Source organism: Thiomonas intermedia, assembly GCF_002028405.1.
In the GTDB taxonomy this organism is placed as follows: domain Bacteria; phylum Pseudomonadota; class Gammaproteobacteria; order Burkholderiales; family Burkholderiaceae_C; genus Thiomonas; species Thiomonas intermedia.
Genome location: NZ_CP020046.1, coordinates 3,136,483 through 3,158,652, shown reverse-complemented (window position 1 = coordinate 3,158,652; position 22,170 = coordinate 3,136,483). Strand labels below are relative to the sequence as shown.

Annotated in this window: 20 protein-coding genes and 1 riboswitch; of the genes, 7 read left to right on the top strand and 13 right to left on the bottom strand. The window is 63.2% G+C overall.

Features of this window, described 5'->3' with window-relative positions; all coding sequences use genetic code 11:
• Positions 1 to 113: 113 nt before the first annotated feature.
• Positions 114 to 302: riboswitch (yybP-ykoY riboswitch) on the top strand.
• A gap of 9 nt (positions 303 to 311) precedes the next feature.
• Entirely contained in the window at positions 312 to 884 is a 573-nt protein-coding gene (locus tag BVH73_RS14725) for a TMEM165/GDT1 family protein (protein WP_079419932.1), read from the top strand.
• A gap of 22 nt (positions 885 to 906) precedes the next feature.
• Here BVH73_RS14725 and BVH73_RS14720 read toward each other — a convergent pair whose 3' ends face one another.
• The 7 genes from BVH73_RS14720 to BVH73_RS14690 all read right to left on the bottom strand — a co-directional run bounded on the left by BVH73_RS14720 (position 907) and on the right by BVH73_RS14690 (position 11,655).
• Positions 907 to 2,550: an acyl-CoA synthetase gene (locus tag BVH73_RS14720; RefSeq protein ID WP_079419930.1), complete on the bottom strand. Its 1,644-nt coding sequence runs from the start codon at positions 2,548 to 2,550 to the stop codon at positions 907 to 909.
• Between the two features lie 56 nt (positions 2,551 to 2,606).
• Positions 2,607 to 3,947 (bottom strand): mechanosensitive ion channel family protein, encoded by a 1,341-nt coding sequence (locus BVH73_RS14715; RefSeq protein ID WP_079419928.1) that lies wholly within the window; start codon positions 3,945 to 3,947, stop codon positions 2,607 to 2,609.
• A 70-nt stretch (positions 3,948 to 4,017) separates the two neighbouring features.
• A complete protein-coding gene (locus BVH73_RS14710; protein ID WP_245800358.1) occupies positions 4,018 to 4,773 on the bottom strand; it encodes a hypothetical protein in 756 nt (251 codons plus the stop codon).
• On the bottom strand, positions 4,770 to 5,867 hold the full coding sequence (gene zapE, locus BVH73_RS14705) for a cell division protein ZapE (RefSeq protein ID WP_079419925.1): 1,098 nt from the start codon (positions 5,865 to 5,867) through the stop codon (positions 4,770 to 4,772). Before zapE ends, BVH73_RS14710 begins: the two co-directional genes overlap by 4 nt.
• Before the next feature lie 8 nt (positions 5,868 to 5,875).
• Positions 5,876 to 7,309, bottom strand: a complete 1,434-nt coding sequence (gene lpdA, locus BVH73_RS14700) for a dihydrolipoyl dehydrogenase (protein ID WP_079419923.1) — start codon at positions 7,307 to 7,309, stop codon at positions 5,876 to 5,878.
• Positions 7,310 to 7,393: 84 nt separating this feature from the next.
• A complete protein-coding gene (odhB, locus tag BVH73_RS14695; protein WP_079419920.1) occupies positions 7,394 to 8,686 on the bottom strand; it encodes a 2-oxoglutarate dehydrogenase complex dihydrolipoyllysine-residue succinyltransferase in 1,293 nt (430 codons plus the stop codon).
• Positions 8,687 to 8,802: 116 nt separating this feature from the next.
• Complete coding sequence (locus BVH73_RS14690; protein WP_079419917.1) at positions 8,803 to 11,655, bottom strand: 2-oxoglutarate dehydrogenase E1 component; 2,853 nt, start codon at positions 11,653 to 11,655, stop codon at positions 8,803 to 8,805.
• 225 nt (positions 11,656 to 11,880) lie between these two features.
• Here BVH73_RS14690 and BVH73_RS16100 point away from each other — a divergent pair, with 225 nt between their 5' ends.
• Positions 11,881 to 12,822: a hypothetical protein gene (locus BVH73_RS16100; protein WP_245800357.1), complete on the top strand. Its 942-nt coding sequence runs from the start codon at positions 11,881 to 11,883 to the stop codon at positions 12,820 to 12,822.
• Between the two features lie 3 nt (positions 12,823 to 12,825).
• Here the strand turns inward: BVH73_RS16100 and def are convergent, their stop codons facing one another.
• The 3 genes from def to murB all read right to left on the bottom strand — a co-directional run bounded on the left by def (position 12,826) and on the right by murB (position 16,259).
• Complete coding sequence (gene def / locus BVH73_RS14675; RefSeq protein ID WP_079419910.1) at positions 12,826 to 13,359, bottom strand: peptide deformylase; 534 nt, start codon at positions 13,357 to 13,359, stop codon at positions 12,826 to 12,828.
• A 172-nt stretch (positions 13,360 to 13,531) separates the two neighbouring features.
• The gene (locus tag BVH73_RS14670) at positions 13,532 to 15,004 is read right to left on the bottom strand and encodes a hypothetical protein (protein ID WP_169836785.1); all 1,473 of its coding nucleotides are present in this window, start codon (positions 15,002 to 15,004) and stop codon (positions 13,532 to 13,534) included.
• A 229-nt stretch (positions 15,005 to 15,233) separates the two neighbouring features.
• Positions 15,234 to 16,259 carry a UDP-N-acetylmuramate dehydrogenase gene (murB, locus tag BVH73_RS14665; RefSeq protein WP_079419907.1) on the bottom strand — a complete coding sequence of 342 codons (1,026 nt, stop codon included), beginning with the start codon at positions 16,257 to 16,259 and terminating at the stop codon, positions 15,234 to 15,236.
• A gap of 42 nt (positions 16,260 to 16,301) precedes the next feature.
• Between murB and BVH73_RS14660 the strand changes: the two genes are divergently transcribed.
• A complete protein-coding gene (locus BVH73_RS14660; RefSeq protein ID WP_079419904.1) occupies positions 16,302 to 16,787 on the top strand; it encodes a YajQ family cyclic di-GMP-binding protein in 486 nt (161 codons plus the stop codon).
• 9 nt (positions 16,788 to 16,796) lie between these two features.
• Here BVH73_RS14660 and plsY read toward each other — a convergent pair whose 3' ends face one another.
• Positions 16,797 to 17,429 carry a glycerol-3-phosphate 1-O-acyltransferase PlsY gene (plsY, locus tag BVH73_RS14655; protein ID WP_079419901.1) on the bottom strand — a complete coding sequence of 211 codons (633 nt, stop codon included), beginning with the start codon at positions 17,427 to 17,429 and terminating at the stop codon, positions 16,797 to 16,799.
• Positions 17,430 to 17,492: 63 nt separating this feature from the next.
• Positions 17,493 to 17,987, bottom strand: a complete 495-nt coding sequence (locus BVH73_RS14650; RefSeq protein ID WP_079419899.1) for an aminoacyl-tRNA deacylase — start codon at positions 17,985 to 17,987, stop codon at positions 17,493 to 17,495.
• Between the two features lie 39 nt (positions 17,988 to 18,026).
• Here BVH73_RS14650 and BVH73_RS14645 point away from each other — a divergent pair, with 39 nt between their 5' ends.
• The 4 genes from BVH73_RS14645 (at position 18,027) to BVH73_RS14630 (ending at position 21,534) form a co-directional block, all read left to right on the top strand.
• Positions 18,027 to 18,878 carry a 3',5'-nucleoside bisphosphate phosphatase gene (locus BVH73_RS14645; protein WP_079419896.1) on the top strand — a complete coding sequence of 284 codons (852 nt, stop codon included), beginning with the start codon at positions 18,027 to 18,029 and terminating at the stop codon, positions 18,876 to 18,878.
• A 9-nt stretch (positions 18,879 to 18,887) separates the two neighbouring features.
• A complete protein-coding gene (locus BVH73_RS14640; protein WP_079419893.1) occupies positions 18,888 to 19,523 on the top strand; it encodes an L-threonylcarbamoyladenylate synthase in 636 nt (211 codons plus the stop codon).
• A gap of 80 nt (positions 19,524 to 19,603) precedes the next feature.
• Positions 19,604 to 20,263, top strand: a complete 660-nt coding sequence (locus BVH73_RS14635; RefSeq protein WP_079420683.1) for a site-2 protease family protein — start codon at positions 19,604 to 19,606, stop codon at positions 20,261 to 20,263.
• A gap of 101 nt (positions 20,264 to 20,364) precedes the next feature.
• On the top strand, positions 20,365 to 21,534 hold the full coding sequence (locus tag BVH73_RS14630; protein WP_245800502.1) for a tryptophan--tRNA ligase: 1,170 nt from the start codon (positions 20,365 to 20,367) through the stop codon (positions 21,532 to 21,534).
• 29 nt (positions 21,535 to 21,563) lie between these two features.
• On the opposite strand, the gene BVH73_RS14625 is transcribed toward BVH73_RS14630, so the two are convergent.
• Complete coding sequence (locus BVH73_RS14625; protein WP_079419888.1) at positions 21,564 to 22,121, bottom strand: DedA family protein; 558 nt, start codon at positions 22,119 to 22,121, stop codon at positions 21,564 to 21,566.
• Between the last annotated feature and the right edge of the window lie 49 nt (positions 22,122 to 22,170).

Genomic DNA, 22,170 nt, shown 5'->3' with positions numbered 1-22,170 from the left:
CGTCAACGGCTGAGCGCCACATAAAAGAACGACCGTTCGTTTTTGAAGTGTAATGATGGATACGGCCGCAGATCAAGCCCTTTCAGAGAGCCCACACGTCGCCGTGTTAGAGTTGCTCCCGCATTGGGGAGTAGCCGCCCGCCTTCTTCACCGGCGGGGCTTGCGTCAACATACTCAGCCGTCAACGTCGCCTCGCGACTGACGACTGTGGCGCCAGCAGCAACCGCCTGGCAAGACCGATGCATCATGCCTGCTGGCTGCGGGGGCGTGGTGCATCGTTCATTCGCCGCAGCCGCTCTTGCAACCCAGACATGTCAGCATTCCTACTCAGCACCGGACTGGTCGCCCTGGCCGAAATCGGTGACAAAACCCAGCTCCTCTCCCTGACTCTGGCAGCGCGCTATCGCAAGCCGTGGCCGATCATTCTTGGCGTCCTCGTCGCCACGCTGCTGAACCACGGCGTCGCGGCCGCGCTGGGCGATGCGCTGGCCCATGTGCTCACCCCCCGCATCCTCGACTGGGTGGTCGTGTTCTCCTTCCTGATCATGGGCCTGTGGATTCTGGTTCCCGACAAGGCCGACGAGGAGGACAAATCGCCACGCGGTTTCGGCATTTTCGCGACGACCGTTGTGGTGTTCTTTCTCGCCGAGATGGGCGACAAGACCCAGGTTGCCACGGTCGCCCTCGCCGCGCGCTATCAGGAATGGCTGCCCGTGGTGGCTGGCACCACGGTGGGCATGATGTTGGCGAACGTGCCGGCCGTCTTGTTCGGCCATCGCTTCGCCGATCGCCTGCCCACCCGACTCGTGCACGGCATCGCGGCGCTGCTGTTCATCGTGATGGGGGCTTTTTCCCTGCATCAGGCCCTTCAGGCCTCGGCTTGAACGCCGGCCGAACCGGGCTGCGCTATGAATCGATGGCGTCGCGCGAGCGGGCCTGGGCGCGCAGTGCGTACTTCTGGATCTTGCCCGTGGAGGTCTTGGGCAGTTCGCCGAAAACCACTTTTCGGGGGGTCTTGAAGCCCGCAAGGTGGGTCTTGCAGAACGCGATGATCTCGTCTTCGGTCGCGGTGCGGTCTTGTTTGAGCTCGACGAACGCGCAAGGTGTCTCGCCCCACTTCGGATCGGGCATGGCCACCACGGCGGCAACCATGACGGCGGGGTGCCGGTAGAGCACGTCTTCCACCTCGATGCTGGAAATGTTCTCTCCGCCCGAAATGATGACGTCCTTGCTCCGGTCCTTGATCTTGATGTAGCCATCGGGATCGACCACGGCGAGGTCGCCACTGTGAAACCAGCCGCCTCGTAACGCCTGGGCGGTGTCCTCGGGGCTGCCCAGATACCCCTTCATCATGATGTTGCCGCGGAACATGATCTCGCCCAGGGTCTGTCCGTCGTGCGGCACCTCCTGCAGGGTTGCCGGGTCGCGCACCGTGGCGGCATTCTGCAGGTGATAGCGCACGCCCTGGCGTGCGTTTAGCCGCGCCCGCTCAGACAAGGGCAACGCGGTCCAGGCGTCTTGCTTGGCGCAGACGGTCGCCGGTCCGTACACCTCGGTGAGGCCGTAGGTATGGGTCAGCTCAAAACCCATGGCCTCGAGGCCTTCAATCATCGCCGCGGGCGGTGCGGCGCCCGCCACCATGGCGCGGACGGTATGCGCGATGCCGCCTTTCAACTCGGCAGGAGCATTGACCAGCAGACTGTGGACGATCGGCGCGCCGCAGTAATGCGTTACCTCATACCGGGAGATGCGCTCCAGTATGGCCGATGCCTCGACCTTGCGCAGGCAGACATTCACCCCGGCCCGGGCTGCCACGGTCCAGGGAAAGCACCAGCCGTTGCAGTGGAACATGGGCAGAGTCCAGAGATAAACCGGATGCCTGGGCATGTCCCATTCGAGAACATTGGAGATCGCGTTGATGTAGGCGCCTCGATGCGAATAGACCACGCCCTTGGGTTTGCCCGTCGTCCCCGAGGTGTAGTTCAAGGAAAGGGCGTCCCACTCATCCTGCACCTCGGGCAACGACTCATCCGCGTCGCCCTCTGCGAGCAGGGCCTCGTAATCCAGATTGCCTATCCCTGGCAGATCGGCAACGAACTCCGCATCGGGGACATCGACGACCCAAGGCGGCGCCAACCCCTGGTCCACGGCCAGCGCAATCGCCTGCCTCATGGTGGCCGAGAGTTCCGGATCGACCAGCACGGCCTTGGCCCCGCCGTGTTGCAGCATATAGGCCAGCGCCTCGGCATCGAGCCGGGTGTTCAAGGTGTTGAGCACCAGACCGGCCATGGGCACCCCGAAATGCACCTCCACCATGGCCGGCACATTGGGAAGCATGACCGCGACGACATCGCCGCGCACCAGCCCCCGACGCCGCAGCGCCGAGGCCAGACGTCGGCAGCGCTCGCGGGTTTGCGCCCAGTTGCGCTGCAGGCTGCCGTGAATGACGGCCACATGGTTGGGATAAACGTCAGCGGCGTGATCGAGAAAGATCAGGGGTGTCAGCGGCGCGTGGTTCGCGGCATTGGGGGTCAGGTCGGCGTCCTGCATATCAGTCTCCTTGTGTCGTGAGGATGCTGCCTAAGCCGCCTTGCACCAGGCTTGCGTCAGTCGCCCCCATCCTCAGGTTCAGGACGTGACGTCTGTTCCGGCGCAAGGCGTGTCGACCTTCGCGCCTCCGGTACCGGAGGCTCTTTTCCTGCGGCCCATTGCAAGACCCGTTGCGGGAAAGGAATATCGATGCCGTGGTCTTTGAGCGTATGCCAGATGGCCAGGTTGACCTGGCCGCGCACACCCAGGGTGCCATTCTGCGGATCTGCGATCCAGTAGCCGACCGTGATGTTGAGCGCACTGTCGCCGAAGCCTTCGAGCACGGCACTGGGCGCCGGGCTGTGCAACACGCGAGGCACCGACTGAACCGCCTCCTTGATCAGCGCCAGCGCCCGCTCGATATCGGTGTCGTACGACACCCCGACCGTGGTCGAGAGCCAGACATTGGGGTCGTTGTAGGAGAGATTCTCGATGCGGTTGGCGATCAGCATCTCATTGGGAACGATGGAATCCGTACCTCCCGCGCTGCGCACCAGGGTGTAGCGGGTTTTGATGTCGATGATCTGCCCCTGAAACGTATCCACGCGGACGTTGTCGCCCACGCGCAGACTGCGTTCCAGCAGAATGACAAAACCCGAAACATAGTTCGCGGCAATCTTCTGCAGACCCAGCCCCAGCCCCACCCCCAGAGCGCCCCCGAACACGCTCAACACGGTGAGATCGATGCCCACGAACTGCAAGGCCGTGAGGATGGCCACCAGCAGCACCACCGAACGCAGCAGACGGGTGAAGACCAGGCGCAGACTGGCGTCCAGCGGCGAACGCATCAGGCGCGCTTCCAGAATGGAGGAAATCCACAACGCCAGCAGCAGCGTGACAGCGATGGAAGCCGCGCCCTTGAGCAGCGTCCATCCCGACAGTCGCTGCCTGCCCAGGGTGATCGACAGGGCGTCGAGCGCCTCCCGGATTTCCGGCAGCACCCCGGCCAGATGCAAGGCCAGCGTCACCCACAGGCCAATGCTGACCACGCGCACCAGATAGCGTATGCCGCCGTCCTTGGAAAACCGATGCCGGGACACGGAATTGGCCAGCCGGACAAGGAGCAGAACCGCCAGGGCTGGCAGCGCCAGTTTGAGCAAAGGCAGTTTGACCAGCATGATCGACCCATGCCGCACCAGAACCAGCGCCAGAAACGCCACAAACGGAAACCCCAGGCCGTAACGCCAACTGGCCCGAAACGCCTCCTTCCAGGTCGGCAGCTTGCGCACCTGCTTCTCAAGCGCCGAACCGAGCAAGGCGCCCAACACCACGACCCCCAGCAGAATGCCGAACTGCAGCCGCAACTGTTCCGGCGTCTGGCGATAGAACGCTTCGATGAGGGGGGATTCGATCAGCATGCGCGTGGATCAGAGTGAACAGGCGGGCATGGTAGCCCGCCGAACACGCTCTCCGATGAATCTTGGCGTCTCAGCGCACGGGAAGCGCAGTGCTTGCCGACGGCACCGGCAACGGGGCCACGGGTGCCTGCGTCGCCCGCTGGCGCGCCTGCTCGGCCTGCTTCTCCGCATAGGCCTTCTGCTTGGCCGCGAAATCGGCCTGGGCCTTCTCCGCATCGGCGGCGCGTTGCGCCGGGCTTGGCGCCGGGGGCGTCACCGGGCCCGGAAACAGTCGGCTCGCCGGGATGGCTTCGGAGGAGGAAGGCGTCGTTGCCTTGCCGGACAAGACGGAAGGCGCTTGCGCTGCCTTCTGCGCCGCGTTTTGCGCCGCCTGCTGCTCGCGCTGCGCGAGATCGGCCTCGCGCGCCGCACTCTGGCGCTCCAGGGCAGCGCGATCGGGCTGCCCGGCCTGCGCATCCACGATGTTGGCCTGCACCCGTTGAAGTTCTTCTTCAGCAGCCCGCAGACGGCCGCGCATCGCAACGGCCTGCAGTTCGTCGTCGATGGGCACCAGTGCGGCACGTTCCTGCTTGCGCGCCGTGTCGAGACAATCGTTGACAAAAAAGCGCTTCAGGCACACGCCACGTTGCGCGGCGTACTGCGCCAGCACCTGGACTCGCTGGTCTTGCAGGACCGAGCGCCGGGCCGCGTCCTGCTCGGGTGTCGCTTGTGTCGTCGCGGCGAGGGCCGAGGCTGCGCCCAGATGAACGAACGCGACCCAACGAGCCGCCGACCAAGCAGAGCGGCCAGCGGCCGTCCAGATCCGTCGATGAATGCGCAAGCTCATACCAGCGCGACCTCGCCTTGCCGCCGCCCCTCGCGCAGGTAGTCCACGCTCTGCATTTCGTTCAACCGCGACACGGTGCGCGTGAATTCATAGTCCAGCGGACCGCGCCTGTAGAGCTGCTCGGGCGGGACCGCGGCCGACAGGATGAGCTTGATGCGACGGTCGTAGAGCACGTCCACCAAAAGCGTGAAACGACGCGCGGCACTCGCCATGGCCTCAGTCATCTGCGGCACGTCGGAGACGAGCACGGTATGAAAGCGACTGGCCAATTCGAGGTAGTCGTTCTGCGAGCGAGCGGTCTCGCACAGTTCGTGGAAGCTGAACCAGACCACGCCACCCGCGCGCTGCAACGCCTGGACCTCGCGGCCCTCGATGGTCAACATCGGCTCTTCCTCGGCGCTGGAGGCCATGCGTTCAAAGGCTTGCTCCATGCGGGCCTGGGCGTCGTCTCCCAGCGGGGTGATGTAGAGGTTGAGTTCGCGCAGGGCCTTGTGGCGGTAGTCCGTACCGGCATCGATCTTGATCACGTCCATTTTCTGCTTGATGAGTTCGATGGCGGGAAGGATGCGGTCGCGGTGCAGTCCATCGGGGTAAAGGTCGTCGGGATGAAAATTGGATGTCGCCACCAGTTGCACGCCATTGTCGAACAATCCCTCGAGCAGGCGATGCAGAATCATGGCGTCGGTCACGTCGCTGATGTGGAACTCGTCGAAGCAGATGAGCCGAAAGCGCCGGGCGATCCGACGCGAAAGCTCGGTCAGGGGATCCACCGTGCCTTGAAGCGCCGCCATCTCGCGCTGCACTTCGTGCATGAACTCATGGAAGTGCAGTCGCGTCTTGCGCAGCAGCGGCAGTGTGACGAAGAACGCGTCCATCAACATCGACTTGCCGCGCCCCACGCCGCCATACAGGTAGACACCGCGCGGCAACTCCGGGTGGATGAGCGCCCGGCGAATGGCGTTGGAACGCCGCGATTTGTAAGCCACCCATTCGTCATAACACTGCTGCAGCCGGGCCACCCCGGCGCGCTGCGCGTCGTCGGCGACGAAGCCGCGTTCGGACAATGACTGCTCAAAGTACTCGCTGACGTTCATGCTGAAGGTCAGAGATTCAAGGTTCGTCCGGCAACGCTCAGCGCGGCCTCTTTCAGACTCTCGGACAGCGTGGGATGCGCGTGGCAGATGCGCGCAATGTCTTCGCTCGACGCCTTGAATTCCATCGCCACGGCGGCCTCGGCGATCAGCTCCGAGGCCATCGGGCCGATGATGTGCACCCCGAGGATTTCGTCGGTCTGCGCGTCGGCCAGCATCTTGACGAAGCCCGTGGTATTGCCCAGCGCGCGGGCGCGGCCATTGGCCATGAAAGGAAAGCTGCCGGCCTTGTAGGCACGCCCCGAGGCCTTGAGTTGCTGCTCGGTCTGGCCGACCCAGGCGATCTCGGGCGCGGTGTAGATGACCCAGGGCACGGTGTTGAAGTCCACATGCGGCTTTTGTCCGGCGATGCGCTCGGCCACGGCAACGCCCTCCTCCTCGGCCTTGTGCGCCAGCATGGGGCCGCGCACCACGTCACCCACGGCCCAGATGCCCGGCAGGTTGGTACGGCAATCGCCGTCCACCTCGATGAAGCCGCGCTCGTCGAGCTTCAGCCCCACGGCCTCGGCACCAAGGTGATCGGTGTTCGGCTTGCGGCCCACCGAGACGACGAGCCGGTCGACCTTGAGCGTCTGCGCCTCGCCCTTGGCGTTGGTCCAGTCGATGGAGACGCCATTCTTCAGCACTTTCGTGGCGGTGATCCTGGCCCCCAGATGAATGGCCAAACCCTGCTTGGTCAATTGCTTGAGCGCCTCCTTGGCCACTTGCGCATCGGCTGCGGCGAGAAAATCGGGCATGGCCTCCAGCAGCGTCACCTGAGCGCCCAGCCTGCGCCACACGCTGCCCATCTCCAGGCCGATCACGCCGGCACCGATCACGCCCAGGGTCTTGGGCACGCCGTCGATGGCCAGCGCGCCATCGTTGGAGAGCACGCGCTGCTCATCGAAGTCAAGACCAGGCAGGCTGCGCGGCACAGAGCCCGTCGCAATGATGATCTGCCTGGCCGCAAGCGCCTGCTCGGCCTCCCCGCCGCTCACGGTGACCTGCCAGCCGGCGTCGGCGTCCCCGCCCTTGAGCGAGGCCATACCGTGAAAGAACGTGACTTTGTTCTTCTTGAACAGGTAGAGGATGCCCTCGTTGTTCTGCTTGACCACCTGGGCCTTGCGCTGCTGCATGGTGGGCACGTCGATGGACAGGCCATTCAGGCCGATGCCATGGGTGGCGAACTCATGCCCCGCCTGCTCGAAATGCTCGCTGGATTGCAGCAGCGCCTTGGAGGGAATGCAGCCGACATTGGTGCAGGTGCCGCCGGGCGCGGGGCCGCCCTGGGCGTTGCGCCAGGCGTCGACGCAGGCCACCTTGAGGCCGAGTTGGGCCGCACGGATGGCGGCAATATATCCGCCGGGTCCTGCGCCGATGACGATGAGATCAAAAACCGAAGCCATGATGAAGTCCTCGATGCGCGTGGCGCCGGGCGCCCGCGCGAAAAAGTCGGATGAAGTCTTGGATGTTGACGGCCAGTCGCTGCGTCACAGGTCGAGCAGCAGACGCGCCGGGTCTTCCAGCGCCTCCTTCATGGCGACCAGACCCAGCACCGCCTCGCGCCCGTCGATCAGGCGATGGTCGTAGCTCATGGCCAGATAGTTCATCGGCCGGATCACGATCTCCCCGTTCTCGACGACAGGGCGATCCTTGGTCGCATGAATACCCAGAATGGCCGACTGCGGCGGGTTGATGATGGGCGTGGACAGCATCGAGCCGAACACCCCGCCGTTGCTGATGGAGAAGGTGCCTCCCGTCAGTTCTTCCAGCGTGAGCTTGCCGTCGCGCGCCTTGGCGCCGAAGTCGGCGATGGTCTTCTCGATATCGGCAAAACTCATCTGATCGGCATTGCGCAAGATGGGCACGACCAGCCCGCGCGGGCTGCCCACGGCGATGCCGATGTCGAAATAGCCGTGATACACGATGTCGTTGCCGTCGATCGAAGCGTTGAGCAGCGGGAACTTGCGCAGGGCGTGCACCGCCGCGCGGACGAAAAAGCTCATGAAGCCCAGTTTCACGCCGTGCTGCTTCTCGAACTTGTCCTTGTAGAGATTGCGCAGGTCCATCACCGGCTTCATGTTCACTTCGTTGAAGGTGGTGAGGATGGCATTGGTCGCCTGCGATTGCAGCAGCCTCTCGGCGATACGCGCGCGCAGGCGGCTCATCGGCACGCGCTGCTCGGGACGGTCGGTGTAGGCGGCCAGGTCGAGATCGGCGTCCACAGGCTGCAGCGCGGGAATGGTGAGCGAAGGCATGGGCGCTGAGGACGCGGGCTTGGCGACGGAGGGTGCTGCCGGCGCTGCCGGCGGTTTGGGCGCTGCCGCGGCCTGAATCGCATCGGCCTTGGTGATCCGTCCGCCGCGCCCGGTGCCTGCCACATCAGCCGGGTTCAGACCTTGCTCGGCCATGAGCTTCGCCGCGGCCGGCATGGCCACGGCGCCTGCAGGTGTTGCCGCGCTTGCCACAGCCGATGCCGCCGCGGCCGCAGTCGGCGCGGCCTGCGGGGTTGTGACGGGCAGTGGGCTGGTCTGGGGCTTGGCCTCGGTATCGATCTTGGCGATGACTTCGTCACTGATCACCGAATCCCCGTCGTTCTTCACGAGTTGGGCCATCACTCCCGCAGCCGGGGCGGGCACTTCGAGAACGACCTTGTCGGTCTCGATTTCGATGACGATTTCGTCCTGCGCCACGGCTTCGCCGGGCTTTTTCTTCCAGGACAGCAAGGTGGCTTCAGCCACGGATTCGGAGAGTTGAGGAACTTTGATATCAATCAGCGCCATGATGGAGTCCGGTAGGTCGGTGCAGCCACGGAGACACGCCGTCGCTGCCAGTGAACGGTAGATGAGTTGTGTAGATGGGGTTTTGGGTGGTCCGTACAGGCACCACCCGTGGCCGGTCAGCGCGTCAGCACATAGCCCTTGAGCTTGCCAAACGCGGCCGAGAGCAGATCTTTGAGCTGCTCGGCATGTTTGGCGTAGTAACCCACGGCCGTCGATGCCGAGGCTGGACGGCCGGCGTAGCCGAGCTTCTGTCCCTCAATCATGTTCTCGTGTATGTGGTGCTGCACGAAGAACCAGGCGCCCTGGTTCTGCGGCTCGTCCTGGCACCACACGATGTCGCGCGCATTGGGATAGCGCTTGACCTCGGCGGCAAACGCCTTGTGCGGGAAGGGATAGATCTGCTCGAGCCGCACGATGGCCACGTCGTCGATCTTGCGTTCGGTGCGGGCCGCCAGCAGGTCGTAATACACCCGCCCCGAGCAGGCGACGATGCGCTTGACCTTGCTGGCATCGAGATCTTCGACCTCGGGCAACACCACCTCGAAGCGTCCGTTGGCCAGATCGGACAGCGGCGACTTGGCCTGCGGATGCCGCAGCAGACTCTTGGGCGTCATGATGACCAGCGGCTTGCGGAACGATCGCAGCATCTGGCGGCGCAACAGGTGGAAGATCTGCGACGGATTGGTCGGCTGACACACCTGCATATTGGTCTCGGCGCACAACTGCAGATAGCGCTCCAGACGTGCCGAGGAATGCTCGGGCCCCTGGCCTTCATAGCCGTGCGGCAGCATCAGGGTCAGGCCGCAGGCCCGCCCCCACTTCACTTCACCGGCCGAGATGAACTGGTCGATGAGGACCTGCGCGCCGTTGGCGAAGTCGCCGAACTGCGCTTCCCAGATCACCAGGGTGCGCGGGTCGGCCGTGGAATAGCCGTACTCGAAGCCGAGCACCGCCTCCTCGGACAGGATGGAGTCGATGACGGTGAACGGCGCCTGGCCTTCGGCCACGTTCTGCAGCGGAATATAGGTGCCGACATCCCACTTCTCGCGGCTTTGGTCGTGCAGCACGGCGTGGCGATGGCTGAACGTGCCACGACCGCTGTCTTCGCCCGACAGCCGCACCGGAAACCCGTTGGCCACCAACGAGGCGAACGCCATGTGTTCGCCCATGCCCCAGTCCAGCGGCAGCTCGCCGCGGCCCATCTTGGCCCGGTCGGCAATGACTTTCTCCACCAGGGGGTGCAGCTTGAAATTCTCGGGAACCGTGGTGATGCGCTTGGCCAGCCGCTTGAGATCGGTCATCGGCAGGGCGGTGTCGGCACTGTCCGTCCAGCGGCGATTGAGATAGGGCGACCAGTCGACCGCGTGCTTGCTCTTGTAATTGGTGAGCACCGGCTCCAGGCTGACGCCCGACTCCATCTCGGTGCGAAACGCATGCACCATCTGATCGGCGTCTTCAGCCGCGATCACGCCCTGGCTCACCAGCCGGTCGGCGTAGACCTTGCGGGTGCCGGGGTGAGCGGTGATCTTCTTGTACATCAGCGGCTGTGTGACGGCCGGGGTGTCCTGTTCGTTGTGGCCCAGCTTGCGGAAGCACACGATGTCCACCACCACGTCGTGATGGAACTGCTTGCGATAGTCGAGCGCCAGACTGGTCGCAAACGCCACGCTTTCCGGATCGTCGCCGTTGACGTGCAGGATGGGCGCCTCGATCATCTTCGCCACATCGGTGCAATACAGCGTGGAGCGCGCGTCGCGCGGATCGGAGGTGGTGAAGCCGATCTGGTTGTTGATGACGATGTGCACCGTGCCCCCGGTGGTATAGCCGCGGGTCTGCGCCAGCGCCAGCGTCTCCATGACCACGCCCTGCCCCGTAAAGGAAGCATCGCCATGGACCAGCACGGGAACGACCGTCTCGCCCAGCGCGTCGCCACGGCGGTCGAGGCGCGCACGGGTGGAGCCTTCGATCACCGGATTGACGATTTCCAGATGCGAAGGGTTGAAGGCCAGGCTCAGATGGACCGGACCCCCCGGCGTGGACACGTCGCTCGAGAAACCCTGGTGATACTTCACATCCCCCGACGGGAGATCGTCGGCATGCTTGCCTTCGAACTCGTCGAACAGATCCTGAGGACGCTTGCCCAAAGTGTTGACCAGCACATTCAGGCGACCCCGATGCGCCATGCCGATCACGACTTCCTGGACACCGAGTTGGCCGGCGCGCTGCACCAAGGTGTCCATCGAGACGATGAAACTCTCGCCGCCTTCCAGCGAGAACCGCTTCTGACCGACGTATTTCGTCGCCAGATAGCGCTCCAGACCTTCGGCGGCCGTCAGCCGTTCGAGCAGATGCTTCTTGGCCTCGGTATCGACATCAGGACGGGTCCGTGTGGACTCCAGCCGCTGTTGCCACCAGCGTTTCTGATCCTGGTCGCTGAGGTACATGAATTCGGCCCCCAGCGAGCCACAGTAGGTTTCGCGCAGGTTGTTGATCAACTCACGCAGCGACAGATTCTCGCGGTCGAAAAACGTATTGCTGACGTTGAAGACCGTTTCCAGGTCGGCGTCGGTGAACCCGTAGAACGCGGGATCCAGGTCGGGAATGTTCGGTCGTTCGGTGCGCTTGAGGGGATCGAGATCCGCCCAGCGCACACCCACATTGCGATAGGCGGCGATCAGTTGCTGTGCAGCAACACGCTTGCGCGCCAGTTCACCATCGGCGACGGCCTGAAGGGTACGAATGGGACCGGATTTGGCGCGCTCGGCGAAGGCTGACACCACCGGGGCATGCGGCACGTCGCGGGCATTGCTGCCGTCGAGCGCGGGCACATGCTGGAGCGCGTCAAAGTATTCGCGCCAATGATCCGGCACCGACCCTGGGTTGGAGAGATAACTCTCGTACATCTCTTCGACATAGGGAGCATTCCCGCCAAAGAGATAGGAATTGGCTTTGAATTTCTGCATCAACATACGCGCTCACAGTCTGCCGGGCATCCCGGCGCTCAGTGGGAAAACATCCTTCCGCGGCTCGGGCTGCCCGATTGGCGGATTGCGGCTTTAGAAGGGCCTGACAACACTCTAGCACGCCATTTTGATGCAGCGCAAAGCAAGGTTGGATGCGCTCCGATGGGCTTGCCTGTCATGCGGATTGCGTAGCATCCCGTCCTGGCTGCCATCGAATGCCAGGAGATCGATATGCTCACCAACGCCTCGACACGTTACCGCGCCGTTCAGTTTTCAACGGTGTTGCTCAGCGCAGTCCTCCTCGCCGGGTGCGGTGGAGGCTCCGGGTCGGCGGCCAGCGCACAGGCCGATCAGGCCACGCCTATCGTGACACCGGACGATTCCAGTGTCCAGGCGGGTACGACGGTCACATCGTCGGCTCCATCCACGAGCAGTGCCACCAATGGAGGCAGTTCCGGCAGCACGACGGGTTCGGGCGGTACTTCGTCGCCCAGCAACCCTGTCGGCGCCGTCACAATAGCCGCGCACACCTTGAAGGTCGATGTCTCCGGAATCGGCAAGTCTCCCATGACCACGCCCGCGGTGAGCACACCGGCATCCGGCTCCATCATCTTGGTGCAAGTCCTCACGCAAAACACCGGCACCTTCTCCGGCCTCACCGACAACAAGGGCAACACCTATACGCGCATCGGCAATGCACAGACCTACGCCGGTGTCGGCGCCGGCAGTTACCTCTATGCCTGCGTCAACGCCAAGGGCGGTACAGGCCAGACCTGGAGCCTGATCAAAACCCCCAGCTATGAGGACAACGAGGCGACCCTGTTCGTCACCGTGCTCTCGGGGGCGAGTGGGTTGGGCGCTTGGACCTACAGCGATACCCATGCGAACGACAGCGCGAAGCCTTTGACCACCACGGGTCCGAACAGTCTGGTGATTTCCTTCTGGGGCCCTGCCGACTTCACCGGGTCTTCGAGCGACCCGACCAACGTCTACACCCCGCCTTCGGGCTGGACCCGGCTGGACATGGGCAACAACTCGCTGAATTCCAACAGCGGTGCCGACGCCTGGCAGACCGTGCCCGTAGCGGGCACGTCCGTCAATCCGATGTGGTCGGCCGAAGATGCGATCGATAACCCCACCAGCTCGATGTGGTTGGTCGAAGTCAAACCCTGACGCTCAATCGTCCTGCAGTTCCTGCCCTGGAAACAATGCCTCGGCGAAACCGAAGCCGCTGAAATCGCGGATGCGCATGGGATAGAGCTTGCCGATCAGGTGGTCACATTCATGCTGCACCACGCGGGCATGAAAGCCGTCCGCCTCGCGGTCGATGGGCTGGCCCTGCGCATCCAGGCCGCGGTAGCGGATACGCCGGAAACGCGGGACGCGGCCTCGCAGTCCCGGCACGGACAGACAGCCTTCCCAGTCTTCGTCCTCCGCATCGTCGAGAACCGCAATTTCCGGGTTGATCAGGACCGTCTGAGGAACGGGAGACGCCTCGGGATAGCGCGCACTCTGCGTAAACCCAAAGATCACGACCGCCAGATCAACGCCGATCTGAGGCGCAGCAAGCCCCACACCACTCGCCGCGTGCATGGTCTCGAACATGTCGACGATCAGCGTGCGGATTTCAGGCGCGTCCGGCTGCGTCACAGGTCGAGCCACACGCAAAAGGCGAGGATCGCCCATGCGCAGAATACGGTGAAGGGTCATTGGAATCGTCGAGTCAGAAATTCAGGCCAGCGTTGAACGCTGCCCCCTGCAGATAGCAACACCGCGAATGTCCTACGGCGCGAACAGCTTCTATGCTAGGCCGAATACGACGACTCTTCAGCCTTGAGAGGGAAAACCAGGCAGCCTTCCCAGTTGTCTGCCTGGCCCCCCTTCACTGACCCCGATAGGCGGGCAGTTCGATGACGTAGGTATCGACGGCGGCGCTGGGGTTGATCACCGGGCTGTTGGGGTTGGCATCGCCCCAGTCGCTGGCCACCAGGATGCGGGTGCCGCTGGGGCTGATCACCAGATTGGGCTGGGCCCAGTAGTTGCTGGTCTTGGCGTTGCTGTAGTTGCCCGTGCTGCGGTGATGGGCCACGCGGTAGACCTTGCCCGTGTCGATATTGGCCAGCACGATCTCCTGGTCCAGGTAGGTCTGGGCCGCGCCGGAGACGGTGGGCTGGTAGCCGTTGCAGTTGCCCGTGCTGCCTGCCGGACAGCCGGTGATGGCCAGCGCCACCCAGCCCGGCGCGCGGCTGCGCCCGGACAGCAACCCGCCCGTGCGCGGGTAGCCGTCGCCAGTGGATTCGCCAATGATGGTGCTGACCACGCCGGTGGTGAGGTTGGCCGCCATCAGGTTGCCGCTGCCCGCCGGACCGTCGAACTGCACGGCCACGAAGACGTCGTTGCCCGCGGCGTTCTGCAGCAGGTCGCCGTGCTCGGTGCCGCCAAAGGCGATCTGGCGCTGCACGGCACCGGCCTCGCTGAGCACGCTCACCTTGGTGTCGTCGCCCAGCATGAGGCCGCGTCCGCTGGGCAGGGCCTGGGCGACATTGCCTTCGTGGGTGCCGTAGGTGGAGATCTTGTTGGTGCTCAGGCGATAGCTGAACTGGCCTTGGAGGGCCGCGCCGCCGGGACCGTTCTTCTCTTGATACACGCCGAAGCCGAACAGGTCGCCGTCGGCACTGGCGGCGAAGGGGTCGCCGCCGCCGCCGATCTTGCCGCTGGTGGGGGTCAGCGCGGCGTTGCCGGTGAAGCTCTTGAGCACGGTCTTCTGTCCGGTGTTGACGTTGTAGGCGACGAGCTCGCGCAGGTAGGTGCCGCCACTCTCGCGGTTGTCCACGTAGCGCAGCAGCGCGGGATTCACGGGATCCCAGTAGACCTGCTCGACGTCGGCGGGGTTGATGTCGATGAATTTGATGAATTTGTAGGTCTTGCCGTCAAACAGGGCATGCCCGCTCTGCCCGCCCGACTGCGGCGAGGTGATGTAGAGAAAGAGCAGGGATTCGTCGCAGTTCCAGGACTGGATGGTGGGGTACACGGGCACGGCCACGCCGGCCTTGAAATCAGACGCCACGTCGGTCACGCGCACGATGCGGGTGTTGCCGGGAAAATCAGGGTCGGCCACGCTCACGCCCTTGGCGGGCTTGGCCAGCGCCGTGTACGGCCGCAGGGCCTTGCCGTAGTCCACCAGACCCGACGCAGGATTCGAGGAGGCGGTGCCGCCTGTCCCTTGCGAGGGAGTCTGAGCAGAGGTGGGATCTGTTTGGGCGGTTACCGAAGCCCCGCCTCCGCCGCCACATGCCGACAGGGATGCACCGCAGATCAAGGCTAGGAAACTGAATTTGAAAACACGTCGAATCATGGAAAGCTCTCCTGGACAATCGGCAGGTCAGTTACCCACCGGGCAACTCCCAGGCCATTGCGTCATGCTGAGACGAAATAGACAGTCTCAATCGGAGGGCCCCGCCCCTGTGATTCGGATGTTTCAACGCAATGCGGCCTAACGCCCTCATTGCGAAATGTCTCTCTTAATTACCGATTGATACATTCGGATTGTCGCAGACTTTGCTGAGCACCAACCCCAACCTCGCTCAAACCAAGACCGGCTCGGTCTCCAGACTCAATCCGAACTTCCGTCGCACGCTGTCTTGTATGGCGTGCGCCAGGGCCATGATCTCGGCACCACTGGCGCCGCCTCGGTTGACCAGAACCAGCGGCTGCTGCTCATGCACACCAGCCTTGCCGAGATGCTGTCCCTTCCAGCCGCAAGCCGCAATCATCCACGCTGCGGCGAGTTTGTAGGTGCCGTCGTCGAGCGGATAGCTGACGATGTCCGGGTGTTCCTCGAGAATTTCGTTGCGGATGGTCCGGTTGACCACCGGGTTCTTGAAAAAACTCCCCGCATTGCCCCATTGGGCCGGGTCTGGCAATTTGCTGCGCCGAATGGCGCATACCGCGTCGAAGATCGCCTGGGGACTCGGCTCGTCAACGCCTTCGCGCTGCAACCACCGTGCCACATCGGCATAGCCCGCAACAGGCGCCCAGGGTTTGGGCAGACGCAGTCGAATGGAGGTGATCGCCGACTTTCCCGCAAGCTCTCGCTTGAAGATGCTGTCCCGGTAGCCGAAACGGCAGTGGGCTGCAGGAAGCGTGGCACTGCGGCCGGTCACGAAGTCGACCAAGTCGACCGATTCCAGGCGATCGGAGAGTTCCAGGCCATAGGCGCCGATGTTCTGAACCGGAGCGGCACCGGCCGTACCCGGAATGAGAGCGAGATTCTCGAGTCCGGCAAAACCCTGCGCGAGCGTCCAGGTCACGACACCATGCCAGGGCTCGCCGGCACCCACTTCGATCAGGGTGGAATGGGCGTCGTCCTCCAGCACCCGCAGTCCTTGCACCTCCATCTTGACCACCAAGGCGTCGCGAATATCGCCAGTGAACAACACATTGCTGCCGCCGCCCAAAATGAACTTCGGCGCCCTTCCCCATTGCGGATGATCGACCACCTGACGCACATCGCGCGCACTGCGAACCCGCACCAGGCTCCAGGCGCTCGCATCAATGCCGAAGGTGTTCAGCGCGAGCAGCGGCACATCGCTTTCAATTTCCAGGCTCATAAAATCCCAACGATCAAAATTTCATTATCTCCAGGTTGCCCTATGCCCTCATTCGATACCGTTCTCGAACCCGATCTCGTTGAAGTGCGCAATGCATGCGATCAGGCCACCAAGGAAATCACCACGCGCTTCGATTTCAAGGGAAGCTCGGCCCAGGTGGAGCAAAACGACAAGACCCTCACGCTGACGGCCGACAGCGAGTTCCAGTTGAGCCAGGTCCGCGACGTCTTGATGACCAAGGCCGCCAAGCGAAAGATCGATCCTCGCTTTTTCGATCCGGGCAAGATCGAAAAAATCTCGGGCGACAAAGTCAAACAGGCCATCACGGTGAAGTTCGGCATTCCCCAGGACCTCGCCAAGAAAATCACGGCAGCCATCAAAGGCTCCAAACTCAAACTGACCTCGGCCATTCAGGGCGACGTCGTACGCATCACCGGCGCCAAACGGGACGATCTGCAGGCCGCCATGGCCCTGCTGCGCAAAGACCTGCAGGACGCACCACTGTCGTTCAACAACTTCCGCGATTGAGGCGTACCTCTATTTCTTGCGTCCGATCCGGCTTTCTTCACCGCGCATCAGCTTGCCAATATTGTTCTTGTGGCGCCAGATCAGCAATGCACTGACGATCACCAGAGCGAGCAGCAATGCCGGGTCCGCATTCCACGCCAGACCGCCGCCGAACCAGTAGTAGAAAGGCGCAAACACGGCGGCCACCAGCGCGGCCAGTGAGGAATAGCGGAAGAACACCGCCACGATGAGCCAGGTCAGCAGCGTGGCCAGACCCAGCCAAGGCTGAATCGCCAGCAGAACCCCCGCCGCCGTGGCTACGCCCTTGCCACCCTTGAAATGGAAAAAGACCGGGTACAGGTGACCGAGAAACACGGCCACGGCCACCAGTGCCACACCCGGAGCCCCCAGGCCGAAGCCCGGACCCAGCACCACGGCGAGCCAGACCGCGAGCCAGCCTTTGAAGGCGTCGAGCAGCAAGGTGAGAATGGCTGCGGTCTTGTTGCCACTGCGCAGCACATTGGTGGCGCCCGGGTTGCCGGAACCGTAGGTGCGAGGATCGGCCATGCCCATGGCGCGGCTGACCAACACCGCAAACGACAACGATCCAAGAAGGTAGGCCAACCCGGCGAAAACAAGTGCCACGACACTGGATGTATTCATGGCGCTGATTGTATTGAGCCGACCCAAACCGGCGGTTGGCCCTTTCGTGCTCCAGTGGGCGGATCAATAGGATACGAGCGCGCAATCCACCGGCCGGGCTTGCAGCAGCGAATCCAGAACGCTAGGCGCAAGGCCCAGCAAGTATCCTCGCCTCCCGCCATTGATATAGATGCGATCCAGGGCGAGCACGGATCGCTCGACATAGATCGGCATCGGCTTGCGCAGCGCGAACGGCGATGTTCCCCCGACCTGATAGCCACTATGCCGCTGCGCCACTTCGGGTTTGCAGGGTTCGACATGCCGCGTGCCTATGGCGCGGGCCAATTGCTTGGTCGAGACCTCGCGGTCGCCGTGCATCAAGACCACCAGCGGGCGGGACGCCTCGTTTTGCATCACCAGGGTCTTGACGACGGCGTGCAGCACCAATCCGAGCGACTCCGCGCCCCATGCGGCACCACCGCGATCGACGTAGTCATAGACGTGTTCGGTGTATGCCACGCCGCGCGCGCTCAACCACTGCGTTGCCGACGTTTGGCTGACATGATGCGATTGCCCCATCCGACGCAGTTTAGACGCGCTCCCTACAATGCACAGGCCATGTCCAGCCCTTCGCCCCGCAACCCCGACCTGCACTGTCATTCCAACGTGTCAGACGGCACGCTTGCCCCAGACGAACTGGCACGGCGTGCGCATGCGCAGGGGGTCGATCTCTGGGCCCTCACCGATCACGACGAACTTAGCGGCCTGCCCGAGGCGCAACGGACAGCCGAGGCCCTGGGCATGCGATTCGTCCCTGGTGTGGAGATCTCGGTCTCGTTTGCCGCCCAGACGGTTCACATCGTTGCACTGGACATCGACCCCACTCACACCGAACTCGTGAACGGTCTGCAGCAGATTCGGGCCGGGCGCGACCAACGGGCCAGGGACATGGCCGCCGCACTTGAAAACCATCTGGGCATCGACGATGTCTACGCCGGAGCCCTGCGCTATGCCGGAAACCCGGCCTTGTTGTCGCGCACTCACTTCGCACGACTCCTGGTGGAGCAAGGCATCTGCCGTCAGACTCACGAAGTTTTCGGCCGGTTTCTCACGCCAGGCAAACCCGGCTACGTCGAGCACGAGTGGGCATGTCTCGACGATGCTCTGACCTGGATCAGGGCTGCGGGCGGGGTGGCCGTCATCGCCCATCCGGGGCGCTACCGGTTCAGCGCGGCCGAGGAATGGGCCCTGTTCGATCGGTTCAAGTCACTCGGTGGCCAGGGCATTGAAGTGGTCACGGGCAGCCACACCGCATCGCAAGCCCGAAAATATGCCAGGCTTTCCCTGGAATTCGGCTTCTATGCTTCGCGCGGCTCTGACTTTCACAGCCCCGGGGAAAGCATCTGCGACCTCGGTCGGCTCGCCACCCTCCCCGCTGATCTCGCCCCGGTCTGGGATCTGCTGCATTGAGACTCTCGCATGGCGCAATACTTCAACCTGCACCCGGACAACCCCCAGCTTCGACTGATCAAGCAAGCCGTCACGGTTCTGCACGGGGGCGGCGTGGCGGCCATCCCCACCGATTCGTCCTACGCCCTGGTTTGCCATCTGGATGACAAGGCCGCCGTGCAACGTCTGCGGCAGATCCGGCAGGTGGACGAACGCCATCACCTGACCCTGCTATGCAGCGATCTGTCGGAACTCGGCAACTACGCCCGAGTCGACAATCGTCAATACCGGCTGATCCGCGCTTGCACGCCCGGCCCCTACACCTTCATTCTGGAAGCGACCAAGGAAGTCCCTCGCCGCGTGTCGCATCCCTCGCGCAAGACCATCGGGGTACGCGTTCCGCAAAACGCCGTGGCCCACACCCTGCTGATGGAAATGGCCCAGCCCTTGTTGGCCACGACCTTGATTCTGCCTGGCGACGAACACGCCCTCAACGATGCCGTCGATATCCGCGACCGCCTTGAACATCACCTCGATCTCGTCCTCGATGCCGGCCCCTGCCCGAGCGAGCCCACCACGGTCGTCGATCTTTGTGGCGCCGAGCCCGTCGTGGTCCGCATAGGCCGCGGCCCGCTCGACGCGCTCGGCCTTCCGGCCTTGCAGTAATCAGGGCGCATCGCCACCCGCGCGTGGCAGATCTGGCCGCTCCCTCCATCCCGTCGTATCGCTCTTTCTACAATCTCCGCATGGATCAACTCATTCAGGCCGTCACCGTCTACGCCTTGCCGGTGCTTTTTGCCATCACCCTTCACGAAGCGGCGCATGGCTACGCGGCACGCTACTTTGGTGACAACACGGCCTACATGATGGGGCGTGTTTCCCTGAACCCGGTACGGCATATCGACCCCATCGGCACCATTCTGGTCCCCCTCATTCTGTATTTCGCCACTGCCGGGGCATTTCTGTTTGGCTATGCCAAACCCGTCCCGGTCAATTTCGGACGGCTGCGCAACCCCAAGAGCGACATGATCTGGGTGGCATTGGCGGGGCCCGCCTCCAATTTTTTCCAGGCTTTTCTGTGGGGACTCGTGCTGGTTGCGCTGCACGCCTTTTCGGTCGACGAAGTGTATTTTTACGATGTCGCGCAGGCTGGCATCCTGGTGAATCTGGTGATGTTTGTGTTCAACCTGTTTCCGCTGCCGCCGCTCGACGGAGGACGCATCCTGGTTGGATTGCTGCCTGTTCGCCAAGCCATTGCTCTCTCCCGTGTCGAGCCCTACGGCTTCTTCATCGTGATGGCACTTGTGCTCACCGGCATCGTCAGCAATTTCTGGCTCTCCCCCTTGATGGCCATTTCCATGCAGGTGCTCAAAATCCTGCTCAGCCCGTTTCAGATGCTGTTCTGAGCCCCGGACGCCGCCCCCACTCCACCATTCATCGCCCCATGACTTTTACCGAACAGGCCCCGGAAACTTCCCGCAGCACCGATGATCGCGTTCTGTCAGGCATGCGCCCCACGGGTGCCCTACACCTTGGTCATTACCACGGCGCCCTGAAAAATTGGGCCCAGCTGCAGAACACGCATGACTGCTATTTTTTTGTCGCCGACTGGCATGCGCTCACCACCCATTACGAAACCCCCGAAGCCATCTCGGCCCACACGACCGAGATGGTCATCGACTGGCTGGCCGTCGGCGTCGATCCGAACAAGGCCACGCTTTTTGTTCAGAGCCGCGTGCTGGAGCATGCCGAACTGTTTCTTCTTCTCGGCATGGGCACGCCCCTGTCGTGGCTGGAGCGCGTGCCCACCTACAAGGACCAGATAGCCAATCTGAAAGACAAGGATCTGACGACCTATGGTTTTCTCGGCTATCCGCTACTGCAGGCCGCCGACATCCTGATCTATCTGGCACGTTATGTTCCGGTAGGTGCCGATCAGGTGCCGCATATTGAGATGAGCCGGGAAATCGCCCGGCGTTTCAACAATCTGTACGGCAAGGATCCTCACATCGAGGCGCAGGCCCATGCGGCCGCGGCCAAGCTGCCGGAAAGCATTCGCGCCCAACTCGTCGCGCTGCGCCGCGCGGCCGATCAAGACGGGCTGACCGAAAAGCGCGATGAAGCGCGCGAACTGATTGCGGCGAGCAAATTGTCACGGACCGAAAAAGACGCCCTGCGCGCCCAGCTCAGCGGCGGACGCCGGCAGATCTTGCGCGAGCCCGAAGCGTTGCTGACCCCAGAGTCCAAACTTCCCGGCCTGGACGGCCGCAAGATGTCCAAGAGCTATGGCAACGCCATCGCCATTCGGGAAGAGCGCGCCAGTGTCGAGCAGAAGGTCAAACGCATGCCCACGGACCCCGCGCGCGTCAAGCGCACCGATCCTGGCTCGCCCGAGCGATGCCCGGTATGGCAGTTTCATCTGGCCTATTCCGACGAGACCACGCGCGACTGGGTCCAACGCGGCTGCACCACGGCTGGCATTGGCTGCCTGGAATGCAAACAACCCGTGATCGACGCCATCCTGCGCGAACAACAACCGATGTTGGAACGCGCGCAACCCTACGTCGACCATCCCGCCCTTGTGCGAGATATTCTTGCCGATGGTTGCGACAAGGCCCGGTCGGCAGCGCGCGACACCATGCACGCGGTCCGTGAGGCGATGGGGCTGAAGATCTAGAGCCATCTCACTCCGGTTGGGCGCACACCCTAGTCTTGAGCCCGGTGTCGCCACCGCCAGATTCCCCAGACGATCAGCGCGGCAACCGAAGCGACCAACAGCAGGATTTCCTCAGCTTGCTGCAGTCGCGAGGCCAGTTGCACCATCGCCGCGCCAAAGGCCCACCCCAGGCTCACGATGAGCGGCGCCCAGATCAAAGCGCCTATCGCGTTGAATACGATGAAACGCCACGGCGCAACGCCGACCATCCCCATCAGTACGGGGCCCGCGATCCGAAAACCATAAAGAAACCGGACACTCACAATCGCCCAAGGGGCTCCGCGCTGCAGTAAGCGCTCAACCTGCGGCAACCCCTTGTTCAATCTGGGAAAGCGATTGATGAGTTGCGGTCCATACCATCGGCCCAAAAAGAAGAAAACCTGATCTCCAAGCGTGGCTGCGATGGCAGCCACCGCGACGACCAGAGGCCATTGCAACCAGCCCCGATGGGCGCCGTACCCGGCAATGAGCAGAAACGACTCGCCCTCGGCCAATGCTCCCAGCGCAACCGCTGCATAGCCGTAGTGTCGAACGCAGTCCTCGATCATGTCGGGGAAGGTTTGCTATGGATTGGGCGAAAAAAAACCGGCCCAAGGC

Coding starts and splice junctions, on each gene's coding strand:
- BVH73_RS14725 (WP_079419932.1), top strand. CDS start 312: ATGTCAGCATTCCTACTCAGCACCGGACTGGTCGCCCTGGCCGAAATC.
- BVH73_RS14720 (WP_079419930.1), bottom strand. CDS start 2,550: ATGCAGGACGCCGACCTGACCCCCAATGCCGCGAACCACGCGCCGCTG.
- BVH73_RS14715 (WP_079419928.1), bottom strand. CDS start 3,947: ATGCTGATCGAATCCCCCCTCATCGAAGCGTTCTATCGCCAGACGCCG.
- BVH73_RS14710 (WP_245800358.1), bottom strand. CDS start 4,773: ATGAGCTTGCGCATTCATCGACGGATCTGGACGGCCGCTGGCCGCTCT.
- zapE (WP_079419925.1), bottom strand. CDS start 5,867: ATGAACGTCAGCGAGTACTTTGAGCAGTCATTGTCCGAACGCGGCTTC.
- lpdA (WP_079419923.1), bottom strand. CDS start 7,309: ATGGCTTCGGTTTTTGATCTCATCGTCATCGGCGCAGGACCCGGCGGA.
- odhB (WP_079419920.1), bottom strand. CDS start 8,686: ATGGCGCTGATTGATATCAAAGTTCCTCAACTCTCCGAATCCGTGGCT.
- BVH73_RS14690 (WP_079419917.1), bottom strand. CDS start 11,655: ATGTTGATGCAGAAATTCAAAGCCAATTCCTATCTCTTTGGCGGGAAT.
- BVH73_RS16100 (WP_245800357.1), top strand. CDS start 11,881: ATGCTCACCAACGCCTCGACACGTTACCGCGCCGTTCAGTTTTCAACG.
- def (WP_079419910.1), bottom strand. CDS start 13,359: ATGACCCTTCACCGTATTCTGCGCATGGGCGATCCTCGCCTTTTGCGT.
- BVH73_RS14670 (WP_169836785.1), bottom strand. CDS start 15,004: ATGATTCGACGTGTTTTCAAATTCAGTTTCCTAGCCTTGATCTGCGGT.
- murB (WP_079419907.1), bottom strand. CDS start 16,259: ATGAGCCTGGAAATTGAAAGCGATGTGCCGCTGCTCGCGCTGAACACC.
- BVH73_RS14660 (WP_079419904.1), top strand. CDS start 16,302: ATGCCCTCATTCGATACCGTTCTCGAACCCGATCTCGTTGAAGTGCGC.
- plsY (WP_079419901.1), bottom strand. CDS start 17,429: ATGAATACATCCAGTGTCGTGGCACTTGTTTTCGCCGGGTTGGCCTAC.
- BVH73_RS14650 (WP_079419899.1), bottom strand. CDS start 17,987: ATGGGGCAATCGCATCATGTCAGCCAAACGTCGGCAACGCAGTGGTTG.
- BVH73_RS14645 (WP_079419896.1), top strand. CDS start 18,027: ATGTCCAGCCCTTCGCCCCGCAACCCCGACCTGCACTGTCATTCCAAC.
- BVH73_RS14640 (WP_079419893.1), top strand. CDS start 18,888: ATGGCGCAATACTTCAACCTGCACCCGGACAACCCCCAGCTTCGACTG.
- BVH73_RS14635 (WP_079420683.1), top strand. CDS start 19,604: ATGGATCAACTCATTCAGGCCGTCACCGTCTACGCCTTGCCGGTGCTT.
- BVH73_RS14630 (WP_245800502.1), top strand. CDS start 20,365: ATGCGCCCCACGGGTGCCCTACACCTTGGTCATTACCACGGCGCCCTG.
- BVH73_RS14625 (WP_079419888.1), bottom strand. CDS start 22,121: ATGATCGAGGACTGCGTTCGACACTACGGCTATGCAGCGGTTGCGCTG.